17 protein-coding genes and 1 tRNA gene are annotated in these 13,658 nt (G+C 60.4%); 10 read left to right on the plus strand and 8 right to left on the minus strand.

The window, feature by feature from the left end; translation table 11 throughout:
* Positions 1-120: 120 nt before the first annotated feature.
* Positions 121-1,104 carry an iron exporter MbfA gene (gene mbfA, locus GA0061102_RS01695; RefSeq protein ID WP_092843407.1) on the minus strand — a complete coding sequence of 328 codons (984 nt, stop codon included), beginning with the start codon at positions 1,102-1,104 and terminating at the stop codon, positions 121-123.
* A gap of 258 nt (positions 1,105-1,362) precedes the next feature.
* Between mbfA and GA0061102_RS01700 the strand changes: the two genes are divergently transcribed.
* Together GA0061102_RS01700 and GA0061102_RS01705 are read left to right on the plus strand one after the other, a co-directional pair.
* Complete coding sequence (locus GA0061102_RS01700; RefSeq protein WP_092843409.1) at positions 1,363-1,830, plus strand: group III truncated hemoglobin; 468 nt, start codon at positions 1,363-1,365, stop codon at positions 1,828-1,830.
* Between the two features lie 237 nt (positions 1,831-2,067).
* The gene (locus GA0061102_RS01705) at positions 2,068-2,478 is read left to right on the plus strand and encodes a hypothetical protein (protein WP_092843411.1); all 411 of its coding nucleotides are present in this window, start codon (positions 2,068-2,070) and stop codon (positions 2,476-2,478) included.
* Positions 2,479-2,643: 165 nt separating this feature from the next.
* Here GA0061102_RS01705 and GA0061102_RS01710 read toward each other — a convergent pair whose 3' ends face one another.
* Both GA0061102_RS01710 and GA0061102_RS01715 read right to left on the minus strand, forming a co-directional pair.
* Entirely contained in the window at positions 2,644-3,558 is a 915-nt protein-coding gene (locus GA0061102_RS01710; RefSeq protein ID WP_092843413.1) for an EamA family transporter, read from the minus strand.
* Positions 3,559-3,655: 97 nt separating this feature from the next.
* Positions 3,656-4,681: a histone deacetylase family protein gene (locus GA0061102_RS01715; RefSeq protein WP_092843415.1), complete on the minus strand. Its 1,026-nt coding sequence runs from the start codon at positions 4,679-4,681 to the stop codon at positions 3,656-3,658.
* A 150-nt stretch (positions 4,682-4,831) separates the two neighbouring features.
* On the opposite strand from GA0061102_RS01715, the gene GA0061102_RS01720 reads away from it, so the two are divergent.
* Positions 4,832-5,437 (plus strand): HAD-IA family hydrolase, encoded by a 606-nt coding sequence (locus tag GA0061102_RS01720; RefSeq protein WP_092843417.1) that lies wholly within the window; start codon positions 4,832-4,834, stop codon positions 5,435-5,437.
* Positions 5,438-5,447: 10 nt separating this feature from the next.
* Here the strand turns inward: GA0061102_RS01720 and GA0061102_RS01725 are convergent, their stop codons facing one another.
* A complete protein-coding gene (locus tag GA0061102_RS01725; RefSeq protein ID WP_092843419.1) occupies positions 5,448-5,969 on the minus strand; it encodes a GNAT family N-acetyltransferase in 522 nt (173 codons plus the stop codon).
* 19 nt (positions 5,970-5,988) lie between these two features.
* Positions 5,989-6,561 carry a helix-turn-helix domain-containing protein gene (locus GA0061102_RS01730; protein ID WP_092843421.1) on the minus strand — a complete coding sequence of 191 codons (573 nt, stop codon included), beginning with the start codon at positions 6,559-6,561 and terminating at the stop codon, positions 5,989-5,991.
* Between the two features lie 171 nt (positions 6,562-6,732).
* Here GA0061102_RS01730 and lepA point away from each other — a divergent pair, with 171 nt between their 5' ends.
* Genes lepA through GA0061102_RS01745 form a run of 3 tightly spaced genes read left to right on the plus strand, consistent with a single transcriptional unit; the run spans position 6,733 to position 9,154 of the window.
* Positions 6,733-8,565 carry a translation elongation factor 4 gene (gene lepA / locus GA0061102_RS01735; RefSeq protein WP_092843423.1) on the plus strand — a complete coding sequence of 611 codons (1,833 nt, stop codon included), beginning with the start codon at positions 6,733-6,735 and terminating at the stop codon, positions 8,563-8,565.
* A 59-nt stretch (positions 8,566-8,624) separates the two neighbouring features.
* Positions 8,625-8,855 (plus strand): type II toxin-antitoxin system CcdA family antitoxin, encoded by a 231-nt coding sequence (locus tag GA0061102_RS01740; RefSeq protein ID WP_092843425.1) that lies wholly within the window; start codon positions 8,625-8,627, stop codon positions 8,853-8,855.
* Positions 8,855-9,154, plus strand: coding sequence for a CcdB family protein (locus tag GA0061102_RS01745; protein ID WP_092843426.1), 300 nt, complete (start codon positions 8,855-8,857; stop codon positions 9,152-9,154). Before GA0061102_RS01740 ends, GA0061102_RS01745 begins: the two co-directional genes overlap by 1 nt.
* Before the next feature lie 2 nt (positions 9,155-9,156).
* On the opposite strand, the gene GA0061102_RS01750 is transcribed toward GA0061102_RS01745, so the two are convergent.
* Entirely contained in the window at positions 9,157-9,612 is a 456-nt protein-coding gene (locus GA0061102_RS01750) for a GFA family protein (protein WP_092843428.1), read from the minus strand.
* Between the two features lie 95 nt (positions 9,613-9,707).
* Positions 9,708-10,442, minus strand: coding sequence for a type 1 glutamine amidotransferase (locus GA0061102_RS01755; RefSeq protein WP_092843430.1), 735 nt, complete (start codon positions 10,440-10,442; stop codon positions 9,708-9,710).
* Positions 10,443-10,628: 186 nt separating this feature from the next.
* On the opposite strand from GA0061102_RS01755, the gene GA0061102_RS01760 reads away from it, so the two are divergent.
* The gene (locus GA0061102_RS01760; RefSeq protein WP_092843692.1) at positions 10,629-10,922 is read left to right on the plus strand and encodes an Rdx family protein; all 294 of its coding nucleotides are present in this window, start codon (positions 10,629-10,631) and stop codon (positions 10,920-10,922) included.
* 26 nt (positions 10,923-10,948) lie between these two features.
* Here GA0061102_RS01760 and GA0061102_RS01765 read toward each other — a convergent pair whose 3' ends face one another.
* Positions 10,949-11,377: a BA14K family protein gene (locus tag GA0061102_RS01765; RefSeq protein WP_092843432.1), complete on the minus strand. Its 429-nt coding sequence runs from the start codon at positions 11,375-11,377 to the stop codon at positions 10,949-10,951.
* Between the two features lie 170 nt (positions 11,378-11,547).
* On the opposite strand from GA0061102_RS01765, the gene GA0061102_RS01770 reads away from it, so the two are divergent.
* The 3 genes from GA0061102_RS01770 to GA0061102_RS33825 all read left to right on the plus strand — a co-directional run bounded on the left by GA0061102_RS01770 (position 11,548) and on the right by GA0061102_RS33825 (position 13,628).
* The gene (locus GA0061102_RS01770; protein WP_092843434.1) at positions 11,548-12,978 is read left to right on the plus strand and encodes a phosphomannomutase; all 1,431 of its coding nucleotides are present in this window, start codon (positions 11,548-11,550) and stop codon (positions 12,976-12,978) included.
* A 92-nt stretch (positions 12,979-13,070) separates the two neighbouring features.
* Positions 13,071-13,157: transfer RNA gene (locus GA0061102_RS01775), tRNA-Leu, on the plus strand.
* Positions 13,158-13,499: 342 nt separating this feature from the next.
* Positions 13,500-13,628 carry a hypothetical protein gene (locus tag GA0061102_RS33825; RefSeq protein ID WP_280949786.1) on the plus strand — a complete coding sequence of 43 codons (129 nt, stop codon included), beginning with the start codon at positions 13,500-13,502 and terminating at the stop codon, positions 13,626-13,628.
* Positions 13,629-13,658 lie beyond the last annotated feature (30 nt).

Below are 13,658 nucleotides of genomic sequence, written 5' to 3' on the forward strand. Positions count from 1 at the left end.
GGTCATCACCACGAACGTCAATGGTTCTTGACGAGGCCAAGAGCGGCCTCGCGCTAACCGATGGCTCCGACGGGCGTTCCCAATTTTAACATTTCGTGAACGGGAGGCCGCAGCCGGGCATCAGACGTTGCCGATCAGAATGCCGGCGCCAAGCACCAACGAACCGCCGAGAACGACCTGGAAGGCAGCGCGCAGGAACGGCGTCTCCATATATTTGTTCTGGATGAAGGCGATCGCCCAAAGCTCGAAGAAGACGACGACGGCTGCCGTGATCGTCGCCGTCCAGAAGTGCGGGATGAGATAAGGCAGCGCATGGCCGAGACCGCCGAGCGCGGTCATGATGCCGCAGGCAAGGCCGCGCTTGATCGGCGAGCCGCGACCGGAAATCTTGCCGTCGTCATGTGCCGCCTCGGTGAAGCCCATCGAGATGCCGGCGCCGACCGAGGCCGACAGGCCGACCAGAAAGGTCTGCCAGGTCTGCTGGGTGGCGAAGGCAGCAGCGAAGATCGGCGCCAGAGTGGAGACGGAACCATCCATCAGGCCGGCGAGGCCAGGCTGCACATAAGTCAGCACGAACTGACGACGCGCCTGCGCATCCTCCTCGTGCTTGACCGTCTCCGGCGTGTGCTTGTCTCCCAGCAGCCGGGCAATGTCTTCGTGGCCCTGTTCGGCCAGCGCCAGATCGCCGAGAAGCTGGCGCGTCGATGCATCGGAAACCTGCTTGGCCGCTTCGACATAGAAATGATAGGCCTGCTGCTCCATCGCCTCGGCCTCCTCGCGAATCGAGTCGAGCGAGAGGTTCTTGCGCAGCCAATCGGGCTTGCGCTCGTAGAAGCCGCGCACATGCTCGCGCCGGATCAGCGGGATACGATCGCCGAAGCGGCGCTGATGCATGTCGATCAGCGTCTTGCGATGGGTATCCTCGACTTCGGCCATGTCCTCGAAAACCTTGGCGGACTCGGGATAGTTCGAGCGCAGGATATCGGCATAGGCGAGGTAAATGCGCGAATCGTCCTCCTCCGCCGCGATGGCAATTGCCAGAATCTCCTGCTCGGAGAGGGAGGTAAAGGGACGTTTCGACGGACGGAACAGGCCAAGCAACATCGGGGCAACCTCATATTTTAGAATTATTCTAATTTTAAAAGGGGTCATCGCGCGGGTCAAGCGCGGAAGCGCTATCACAAGGAGAAATCGCGCTGGATAATTCGCGGCCGTCGGGAAAGACGTCCGCAAATTGAAAGGGGCTTTTGACAGATTGCCGCAACACCTCCATGACGTCTTGGCTATACCGGCAAATTGCTTAGATATCGGGAAACGGAAGCTGGCCGCAGCGATCTCTCGCCCGAGCGCCCGGAGAACACTATGGAACATGAACTACAGGCCCGCGCGGCGCATCTCGCCGGCATTCGCGAGAAAGCCGAAGCGGAAATGGCGAGCATGGGCATCGATGCCGCCTTCATCGATCGGCTGGTCGACACTTTCTATGGGCGCGTACAGGCGCATCCCCGGCTCGGCCCGGTGTTTGACGAACGCCTCACCGGGCGCTGGCCCGACCATATGGAAAAGATGAAGCGCTTCTGGTCATCAGTCGCCTTCAAAAACGGCGCCTATGGCGGCAAACCCGTGCAGGCGCATCTCGGCGTCGAAGGCATGGCGGCCGACCTCTTTCCGGAATGGCTGACGCTTTTCTCGCAGACGCTCTCCGATATCGCACCTTCCGAGCAGGCGAAGGCCTGGTTTATGGCCACGGCCGAACGCATCGCCAAAAGCCTGACGCTCTCGCTCTTCTATAATCCGGCATTGGATGACCCCGCGAGGAAGACGGTCTAACGCATATCGCGCGGACATGCGGAGTTCGGCAGCAGATGCCACCAACAATGGCGAGGCATTCACCCCAGCCTTGCATCATTGGAGGGCGCGTGGAAAGCTGGACATCATGGAACGAGCCACTTCAAAGCAGTCAGCTCTTGGCGAGGACAAACTCACCGAAATTGGATATCAATATCCACTCTCGAAGTTGTCGCCGAACTGCATTGCTCCACTGAAAACCAAAAAGGCTCCCCGCATATGACTGAAGCAGTGGTCAGGAAAACGGGCGGCGTCCCGTCGAATTACGCCATCATATTGTTCGGCTTATTCTTCTTTCCTATCCAGATAGTCGCTATTTTCTTTGCCAAGAAGAGGCGTTACGACGGCGACGACTGGGAAAGGTCCCATTATGAAATGCAGTATCGAAGTGCGGCAGCCTATCTGGCGATAGAACTTGCTTTGTTCATTATCGGCGCAGTGGCGCTACGTTTAACTCCGGCAAGAAATGTCGCCGAGGTAGCGAGCCTTAGGACTTGGATGGGTTTCATCACCTTTGCAGGCTACGTGCCGTTGGCCTGGCTTGCCATACGGTGCATACGAGGCTTGTTTCTGGCAGGGGCGAAAGCACCCTTGGCAAACCCGCGCTCCTACACCATTTGGCCTCACTAGCCAGTCATCATCCGATCAAAGGTGTCTGACACTCGATCGTCCTCTCTCTGCCGATCCTGCAATCTACATAGGGTGATGCGGCTATGCCAATGCCAGCAATGGGCGAGTGGCAGCTGCCACGGCGTTTGCCACGTCAGAACGAGGAAGAACGCGATGCGTCTAGACTCAGCCTTTCGTCGCGAAAATCGTGGCCCCGATGCTGGCGGAAACGACGAGCGCCGTGCCGAACATCTGCGATGGCGTCATCGGCTGCGACAGGATGACGAAGCCGGCAAAGGCGCCGATGGCGGGCTCCAGGCTCATGAGAATGCCGAAGGATGAGGTCGGCATGCGCCGCAGCGCCACCATTTCCAGCACATAGGGAAGGAGCGGCACGAGCAGCGCCAGGCCGGCTATTTCGAGAAGGCCGAAACCCGTCAGATGCGGGACGGCGGAAGCGAAGCCGAAGGGGGTCGAAACCACCGCCGCGACCAGCAGCGACATGGAAAGGCCTTCGAGACCCTGGAAGGCGTTGCCGACCTTCTTCGTCAGCAGGATGTAGCAGGCCCAGCCCGCCCCGGCACCGATGGCAAAGAGGATACCCGGCAGATTGCCGACCCACGCCTCGCCGTCATAGGCCAACAGCAGAACGCCGATCGCGGCGAAGGCAGGCCAGAGAAGTTGGCGACTCAATCCGAAGCCGAGGGTCGCGACCAGCAGAGGCCCGAGAAATTCGATGGCGACGGCAAGACCCAAGGGAATGCGCGCAATCGCCGAAAAGAAGGAGGTCGTCATCAGCGCCGATATGGAGCCGAGCGCCAGCACGCCGATCCATTGCGAGCGGCTGTAGCTCATGATCTTCGGACGGACGATGATCGCAAGGGCGACTGAGGCGAAGACGAGTCGCAGCCATGTCGCGCCAGCCGGTCCATAGGCGTTGATGATCGGAGCCGACAAGGCCGAGCCGAACTGGATGCAGGACATCGACATGACGCACATGAGCACGCCGGCGGCAATGCCACTGGTCGATGGTGCAACATCCGGATGCGGCATCAGCACCGCGCCGCCATCCGTGCCACTCTCGATAAGCTTCTGATCCATGACCTCTCCTATTGGGCGAGGGTTTTAGAGGCCTGGCCTTACGGTGACAAATTCAAACTTTTCATCCTGCGATAAGGTGCTTTGATGCAAGAGCTGCTCAAGCTTCGAGACCTCTCAGCACATTGGCGACGTTGAGGCCGATCTCGGGCACACCATAGCCGCCCTCCATACAGACGAGGACGGGCAGGCCTGCGGCCGCGATGCGCTCGCCCATGCGGATGAAATCCTGCGAGGTCAATGTGAAGAAGGAGATCGGATCGCGCTCGAACGTATCGACGCCGAGCGAGAGCACGATCGCCTGTGCGCCGAACGCCTTGATGCGGGTCAGCGCATCGTCCAGCGCCGCCGCCCATACATCCCATGGCGTGCCGCGCGGCATGGGGTAATTGCGGTTGGCACCCAGGCCATCGCCCTCGCCTTCCTCGTCGGCATGGCCGAGGAAATAGGGAAAGGCATGGATCGGATCGCCATGCAGCGAGGCGGTGAAGACATCGCCCCGTCTATAGAATATGTCCTGCGTGCCGTTGCCGTGATGGAAATCGACATCGAGTACGGCAACCTTGGCCGCGCCATGGTCGCGCAGCCGCTGCGCCGCAACGCCGGCATTGTTGATGAAGCAATAGCCGCCGAAGAGATCGAAGCCGGCATGATGGCCGGGCGGGCGGCAGAGCGCGAAGGCGAAGCGATTGCCGGCGTGGAGCCAATCGGCGCCGGTCAGGGCGCAGCGCATGGAAGCAAGCGCCGCCTCATAAGATCCCTTGGTGATCGAGGTATCGGCGGCATTGGCATAATGGCCGATCATGCCGACAATATTCTCCGGCACGCGCTGGCTGGTGCGCCGCACCGGAAAGGAATTGGAGATAGCCTCGCCCTTGTAGCCAGCGGCGACCCAGCGCTCCCAGACCACGCCCAGAAAATCGAGGTAGGCCGGATCATGCACCTTGCGCGCCGTCTCCAGCCCATAGGCTTCAGGCGCAACGACATCAGTAAAACCGGCCTCCTTGACGGCGGCGAGGATCCATTTGGCGCGGAATGGCGCTTCGAAAGGCGTGACGAGCTGGCCATCATGCAGCTCGGTCTTGGCATCCCTGAGCTTGTGATCTTCCGAGTAAATGACCCGCATCGTCGTCTCCTCCCTTGCAGACTTCGTTATCTTGCTTATGCAAAGGCTTACATGCATCGCGCAGGAGAAAAAAGAGCGGGATGCGGTCTTGCAAGCCATTGCGAACGACGACACCTTCCGCCTGCATTTGAGGAATTGGGGGCACCTGCCATGAAAATCCTGATGGTCGATGTCGACGGCGTCCTGATCCATGGCCGGCCGAGCGACGGGCTGCCGCTTTTCACCTATCTGGAGCGTGATCTCGGGCTGAAGCTGAATGTGCTTCAGGAAACGTTCTTCAAGCCCCATTGGCTGGATATCGTTACCGGTCGCGACGCGCTCGAACCAAGGCTTACGGAGGTTCTTGGCAGGATTGCGCCACAGCTTCATGCGAAAACGCTGATCGACTACTGGTTCGAAAACGACTCCCGCCTCGACCACGGCCTGCTCGAAGACCTCGCCGCGCTGCGTGCTCAGGGAACGAAGATGTTCCTTGCGACCAACCAGGAGCATATGCGAGCCACCTATCTGACGGAGACGCTCGGGCTTTCCTCTCGTTTCGACGACATTTTCTATTCCGCCGCCCTCGGCCATCAGAAGCCCGCAGCCGAATTCTTCCGGCTTGCGACCGAACGCGTGGGGCTGGCCACGAGCGAGATCGGCTTCATCGATGACGTTGAGGCGAATATCGCGGCTGCACGGCAATTCGGCTGGAAGGCGATGCAATGGACAGCAGGCTCGACATTGCGGGACGCCATTGCTGCCTTCTCAGCCTGAGCCGTCCGTTTCAGGCCACGATGCGCTTATAGAACAACGTCGTGTCGCAAAGACCGCCCTCAGGCCACATGGCATAATCGGGCACCACACCGACGCGTTGCCAGCCGAGGCGCGGATAGATCGCCTCCGCATCGCTGCCGGTCGCCGTATCCAGCACCAGCAAGGTCTTGCCGATGCGGGCAGCTTCGCGCTCCGCCGCCTCCATCAAAAGACGGGCCAGACCCTTGCCCCGTGCGGACCTGTGCACCAGCAGCTTCTTCAGATCGCCGCGATGGGGCTGATTCGGCATCTGCGCTGCGCCGATCTGCACCGTTCCGACGACCCTGCCCCCGATCACCGTAACGAGAAGCAGCGTCGCGCCGCATTCGACGCTGTCTGCAACGCCTTGCCAATAAGGCACGGCATCGGCCGGTCCGTAAGGCTGCATGAAGCCGACGGATGCGCCGCCATTGACGCAATCGGCAAGCACGTCGCAAAGATCGGAAAGCATCTCGCGAGCGTCGGCAGCGGAGAGAATACGAATGTCCGGCATGAAAAGGTCCTTGGGATTGTTATGAACGGCCGCGATCGAGGATGACGCTGTAGCGCGCCGACACCTCGCCCGGATTATGGAAGGCGTGGCCGTCGCCGACGCCCATGAAGAGACAATCGCCAGGCAAGAGGCGATAGGCGACGTCGCGGTGCGTTACCTCCATCTCGCCCTCGAACAGCCAGACATGCTGGGTCATGCCGAGACTTGCCGTATTCGGCGGGAAGATCACACGCGCGCCGGCGGGGAAGATGACCTCGACAACGTCGACCTTCGAGCCCGTTCCCGGCGGCGAGACGGCGCGTCTGACATAGCCGGTTCCCGGGTCGCGCCAGATCGCCTGCTGATCGCGGCGGGCAAGCGGCGACACCTCCTCATCCTCCTCTACAAAGAAAGCCGATAGCGAAAGGCCGAGCGCCGCGCAGAGCCGCGACAGCAGCGAGGCCGTCGGGCTCGCCTCCGCCCGCTCGATGCGCGAGATCATGGCGCGGCTGACGGCCGAGGCATTGGCGAGTTCATCCAGCGTCAGGCCGCGGGCGATCCGCAGCTCTTTGATACGTGCGCCGATCGCCAGTTCCAGATCGTCATCTGTCATTGTCTATGTCTCGCGTCTCAAAATTCTACTATAAGAGAAATACATGTTCTTATAACGGAATCAAGAGCCATTCGATGTTCATCGCCGTTGGGCCGGAAAAGGCTAACGTAACGTGAAGATAGCCGCCAAAACCCCGCTTTTCCGCTTTGCGGCGCGGGGCGGCGCTGCTATATGGCGCGCATGAGCACCAATTCGACCACTCCGCTTTCGCATATCCGCAACTTCTCGATCGTGGCCCATATCGACCACGGCAAATCGACACTGGCCGATCGTCTTATCCAGACGACGGGCGGTCTTGCCGAACGCGAGATGTCGGAGCAGGTGTTGGACAATATGGAGATCGAGCGCGAGCGCGGCATCACCATCAAGGCCCAGACGGTGCGCCTGCACTACAAGGCCAACAATGGCGAGACCTATATCCTCAACCTGATCGACACGCCCGGCCACGTCGACTTCGCCTATGAAGTCTCGCGCTCGCTGTCGGCCTGTGAAGGATCGTTGCTGGTGGTCGATGCGTCTCAGGGCGTGGAAGCGCAGACGCTCGCCAACGTCTATCAGGCGATCGACAACAATCACGAGCTCGTCACCGTTCTGAACAAGATCGACCTGCCTGCGGCCGAACCGGACCGCATCAAGGCCCAGATCGAGGAAGTCATCGGCATCGATGCCTCCGAGGCCGTGCTGATCTCCGCCAAAACCGGTCTTGGCATCCCCGACGTTCTCGAGGCTATCGTCCACAAGCTGCCGGCGCCGAAGAGCCCCGGCGGCGAAAAGGCGCCATTGAAGGCGCTGCTGGTCGACAGCTGGTACGACACCTATCTCGGCGTCATGGTTCTCGTGCGCGTCATCGACGGCGTCATGACCAAGGGTCAGACCATCCGCATGATGGGCACTGACGTAAAATACCAGGTCGAGCGCGTCGGTGTGCTCACGCCGAAGATGCTGACAGTCGAGAGCCTCGGCCCCGGTGAGATCGGCTTCATCACCGCCTCGATCAAGGAAGTGGCCGACACCCGCGTCGGCGATACCATCACCGAGGACAAGCGCCCGACCGCCTCAGCCCTGCCGGGCTTCAAGCCTGCCCAGCCTGTGGTGTTCTGCGGCCTCTTCCCGGTCGATGCCGCCGAATTCGAGGATCTGCGCTCGGCCATGGGCAAGCTGCGCCTCAACGACGCCAGCTTCTCCTTCGAAATGGAATCCTCGGCCGCCCTCGGCTTCGGCTTCCGCTGCGGCTTCCTCGGCCTGCTGCACCTGGAAATCATCCAGGAGCGCCTGGAGCGCGAATTCAATCTCGACCTGATCGCGACGGCTCCCTCCGTCGTCTATCAGCTGACCATGACCGACGGTACCGAGATCGAGCTGCACAACCCGGCCGACATGCCCGACGTCGTCAAGATTTCCGAATTCCGCGAGCCGTGGATCAAGGCGACGATCCTGACCCCGGACGATTATCTCGGCTCGATCCTGAAGCTCTGCCAGGACCGCCGCGGCATCCAGACCGAGCTGACCTATGTCGGCAACCGTGCCATGATCACCTACGACCTGCCGCTCAACGAAGTCGTCTTCGACTTCTACGACCGCCTGAAGTCGATCTCCAAGGGCTATGCCTCCTTCGACTACAGCCTGACCGACTATCGCGAGAGCGATCTCGTCAAGATGTCGATCCTCGTCAATGCCGAGCCGGTCGATGCGCTCTCCATGCTGGTGCACCGCTCGGCCGCCGAAAAGCGCGGCCGCGTGATGTGCGAGAAGCTGAAGGACCTGATCCCGCAGCACATGTTCCAGATCCCGATCCAGGCCGCGATCGGCGGGCGCATCATCGCCCGCGAGACGGTGAAGGCGCTGCGCAAGGATGTGACCGCCAAGTGCTACGGCGGCGACGCCACCCGCAAGCGCAAGCTGCTCGACAAGCAGAAGGAGGGCAAGAAGCGCATGCGGCAGTTCGGCAAGGTCGAAATCCCGCAGGAAGCGTTTATTGCAGCGCTGAAGATGGGGGATGAGTGAGACTCTTCTCAATAACGAATTATGCGCATATAGTTTGCGCATAATTTGAGAAACACCTCATGACTCAAACGACAAGAAAAGCCGCAAACTTGTCTCTCGACGAGAGGCTCGTTTCAGACGCACGCGAGTTGAAAATCAATATCTCGCGTGCCGCCGAAGATGGCATAGCGCGCGCCATCAAGGCTGAACGCGAGCGCCTATGGCTTCTGGAAAATACTGAAGCCATCGAACAAGCCAATGCCTATGTTGAAAAACATGGCTTGCCGTTTGGAAAATATCGGCAGTTCTAATGGCAAGGTTCCATGTCTATGGTCTTAAGCAGAGCCAAGTTCTCGCACTGGATCTTCAGTCCGACTTGTTGGAGAGACTCAGCACACGGATGATGGCGCCGCTGCTTCTCGCAGAGGATGTGTCGAAGCCAATGGCAAGACTCAATCCTCAATTTACGATCAACGGCAAGCTATACATTATGGCAACCCAGTTGATGGCGGCAATCCCACTCATCGAAATCGGGGAATTGATCACCGATCTCAGTGCGCACGGCGATCGGATTACCGCCGCGACCGACTTTCTTTTCCAGGGCTTCTGACCTTAATTCCCGGCCATATACTCCTTAATCAACCCCTCATATTCGTCCATGGCCGGCAGCGCGGTATAGCTGTGCTTGGCGGGTATCGTGACCCATGGCAGCTTTTCGCTCGTCCAGGTCTCCATGAAGGGCGTGAACCAGCTGACGTCGTCGAGCATGGTGGCGCGGACATTGACGAACCAGTCGACACCCTCCAGCCGCGTGAAGAGCCAGCTCATGCAATGCGGGCAGAAATAGTGATGGATGGCGTCCCCATGCAGGCCGCCGATGACGGGCTCGCCTTCCGTTACCTCGAAACCCTCCGAGGGAATTGCGACGCTCAGCGAATAGGGGCCGCTCGTCATGCGCTGGCAGCCGGTGCAGTGGCAAGCCATGGTCAGCAACGGCTTGGCGGTGATCTTCAGCCGCACTTGCCCGCAGCGACAGCTGCCTTCGCAGGGTAATTCCAGCGTGCCCATAATCTCATCTCCTCTCATGTTCCAAGACCAGCGACGCGCAGCATCTCGCCATCAAGCTCCGCCAGCTTTTGCCTGTTTAGAAGCTTATGCGTTTCTCAAGCCTCTGCCGCCTGAGGAAGCTCCGCCTGTGTCCTTATTGTCTTTACCCAGGCCCGTGCGATGGCAAGGCCGGCCGTTTCCGCCGCGGCTGCGTGCCGGGTCACGAGCTCGGGATATTTCTCCAGCCAGCCCGGCTCCTTGCGCTCGATCGTTTCCTTGAACTCGCCGCGCCAGCGGTCGACCACGGCGGCATTGGCCTCAAAATGGAACTGCGTGCCATAGGTGGCGCGACCGATGCGAAAGGCCTGGTTCCGCGTCACGCCGTTGGCCGCGAGGCGGGTAGCGCCCGGCGGCAAGGAAAACGTATCGGAATGCCATTGGAAGATGGTGAATTCGTCGCCGACATCGGCCAGCAAAGGATCCGCCCTGCCTTCGTCAGTCAGGCCGATCGACTTCCAGCCGAATTCGTGGGCGGCGCCAAGGAGGTTCTCCCCTTCGTAGGCGCGCGCCAGGATCTGGCTGCCGAGGCAGATGCCGAGCACGGCCTTGTCCTCGCTCTCGAAACGGCGCATGAGCCGCGCCAGCTCTGGCAGATAAGGGTGGGTGTCATCATCGCGCGCGTTTTGCTCGCCACCGAGCACGACAAGCGCATCGTAGGACTTCGTGTCCTTGGGCAGCGCTTCACCGCTCCAGGGGCGGAACCATTCGATCTGCGCCCCAGCCTCTTCGAGCGCGATGCCGAGAGCGCCGAGCGGTGTGTTCTTCATATTCTCGATGATGGCGACGCGCATTCCGATAATCCCCAACCGACAGTCCAATCGGAGATGAGCATGTGGAGAGACGACAGGCAAGGGGTCAGAGCGGTTCGCTTTACCTAATTCCGGACGGAAAACCGCTCAGCACTTTTCCGGCAATTGCTCCGGCTTGCAGGTGAGTAAACTTGAGCATAAATGTCAGCAAACAACGAGGATCATGCAATGAGCGACAAGCCCCGGATCACCATTCTCTACTGCACTCAATGCAACTGGCTGTTGCGCTCCGGCTGGATGGCGCAGGAGCTGCTGCTGACCTTTACCGACAGTCTCGGCGAAGTGGCGCTGATACCCGGAACCGGCGGCGTCTTCGAAATCCACATCGACGGCGAGCTGCTGTGGGAGCGCAAGCGCGACGGCGGCTTCCCTGGACCGAGGGAACTAAAGCAGCGGGTACGAGATATCATCGACCCGGAGCGCGATCTCGGGCACACCGATCGCGCATCGCCGGAAAGCTGAGCCAGTCCTTCCACTCGCCACGGCCGTCAGTCGAAAGGCGAGTGGCACTCCTTGAAGCCGTGATTGATCGTCGAATAGAGATTGGTGCCCGCATTATACGTCCGGTAGCGCTCGGCACACCACATCTCATGCCGCGAGCGCTGCTGGGCCGGCGAAGGATAGACCTCCCGCGGCGGCGTGTAGGTTTCGCGCGGCTGGATCACAATGCGCGGATTGTCGTAGTTGTTCACGCCTCCATTGTAGGGCGGCGTGATGGGAAGCGGTTGGCCGGGCCGGGTGTAGAATTGCCGCTCGCCGAAACCGAAACAGCCGCGAGAATCGCAGATGACAGAATTGGTACTGGGCGGCGAAATGACGATCCTCGGAGGATCCGAAGCCGCGACGGCAAGACCCGCTTGCCCCAGCAGGGCAAACCCAAGAGCACATCCAAGCGCGATCCTGTGAAAAACAGCCATGACAAACTCCAATGTGCCGTACGTCGTGAACCGATGTTGCCGCTGCGGCGCCTCCATCCTTATTTGGGGTCATATAGTGGCAAAACCAGTGTGAAAGCAGCGACCCACGACGAGTTGATCCCGCCCAGCGCTTGCGCCATAACAGCGCAATCATTTCGGGGAGATTGCCTGTGAGCAGCTTGAAATTCGGTACTAGCGGCCTCCGTGGCCTGTCGGTCGACCTCACCGGGCGGGCATCCGCTCTCTATGCGACGGCGTTCGCCCACCATCTGCTGAAAAGCGGCCACGCTGGACCCGGCGATCTCGTCCTTGTCGGCCGCGATTTCCGCGAATCGAGCCCGGCCATCTCGGCCACCTGCATCGGCGCGCTGAGGCGGGCGGGCCTGACGCCGATCGACTGTGGCACATTGCCGACGCCGGCGCTGGCGCTCTACGGGCTGCAGCAGAAAGCGGCCTCGCTGATGATCACCGGCTCGCATATTCCCGCCGACCGCAACGGTATCAAGTTCTACCGGCCGGATGGAGAGATCGACAAGCAGGACGAACTGGCGATCAGCGCCGAAGCAAATGCGATGGTCGATACTCTTCTCGACGAAACGCCTGACCACGCCGAAAATCGCACGGCTGTGACCGAGGCGCTGTTCCTGGAACGCAACAAGGGACTGCTGCCCGCCGGCAGCCTCGCCGGCCTCACCATCGGCGTCTATCAGCACAGCACCGTGGCGCGCGATCTCTTCGGCCAGGTGCTTACTCATTACGGCGCCCGTGTCGTGCCGCTTGGCCGCTCCGAGAACTTCATTCCGGTCGATACCGAAGCAGTCTCTCCCGAGACGATCCGCCTCATGAAAGGCTGGGCGCCGAAGCACGGGCTGGACGCGATCGTTTCGGCCGACGGCGATGGCGACCGGCCGCTGGTGGCGGATGAAACCGGCGAGCCACTGCGCGGCGATCTGCTCGGCCTCATCGCCGCAAACTTCCTCGGCGCCGACGTGGTGGTGACGCCCGTCACCTCTAATTCCGGTATCGAGGCAGCTGGCTCCTATAGCGTTACCCGCACTCGCGTCGGCTCGCCCTACGTGATCGCCGGAATGGACGAGGCCGTGGCCGCGGGCAAGACCAATGTCATGGGCTTCGAGGCCAATGGCGGCACGCTGACGGCCAGCCGCTTCACCGTCGCGGGCAAACCCTTCGATCCGCTGCCGACGCGCGACAGCTTCCTGCCGGTTCTGGCAACGCTCTACGCCGCCGCGAGGGCTGGCAAGCCGCTTTCGACCGTTGCCGGCAGCTATCGCCTGCCGTTTGCCACCGCCGACCGCCTGGAGAACTTCCCGGTCGAAACAAGCACAGCGCTGATGGCTCATCTGCGCGCCTCCGACGCCAATCTTGCGGACTTTCTGGCCCCTATCGCCGGTGTGGCATCGAAGAGCGACATAGATGGGCTGCGGGTCACGCTTGTGGATAACCGAATCATCCATTTCCGTCCCTCCGGCAATGCGCCGGAAATGCGCTGCTACGTGGAAGCAGGAAGCGAAAGCGAGGCAAAGGCCTTGCTGGAACAGGGACTTGGCCTGATCAGGGCATGGGCTGCGGCCCAGGTCTAACCCGGGCTTCAACCGCTTTTTTCACGATTGACACGAAAACTTCAAAAACCCTGTTGACACCGGACGGCCACCCCCTTACATGCGTGTCCGTCGCCCAGATGGCGGAATTGGTAGACGCGCCAGCTTCAGGTGCTGGTACCCGAAAGGGTGTGGAGGTTCGAGTCCTCTTCTGGGCACCATTCCATTTTTGAGAAACGTAGATTTCTCAATTATTTCAAGACTAACGAGTTCCTTTGGAACACATTCGGTTCACCGGATGTGTATGATGGGACTTGTCTTGAAATGGGCGAAGACAGCAAAAATTTCCACTTGGCGATACCTTTAGCGGATACCCTGCAGCGGCCTGCAGAATCCTCCTCCATGGCGGCCATCTCTCGGCGCCCGATGAGGTAGCGCGCCACCTCATGGAGGTCGCGGGTCTGCGCACACGTCATAGCGAGAACTCAGATTTTGGATCATCTTTAAATCGTTGACTGTGGAGAAAACCGCGACCTAATAGGGGAAACCTTGAGGGATTTTCGATGCACCACAAGAGCGACTGGTACGATCTGATTGTTGGCGACGGCAACGTCAACCAGGGGCTGGCGAGGATGATGGGTTCCATCCTCGCGTTCATCGTGGTCTTCGGCGTGATTTTCTGGTTGATCTAACCGATCTCGTTGCCTCCCGCGGCCTAGGAC

Source organism: Martinezella miluonensis (genome assembly GCF_900094545.1).
GTDB lineage: Bacteria > Pseudomonadota > Alphaproteobacteria > Rhizobiales > Rhizobiaceae > Rhizobium > Rhizobium miluonense.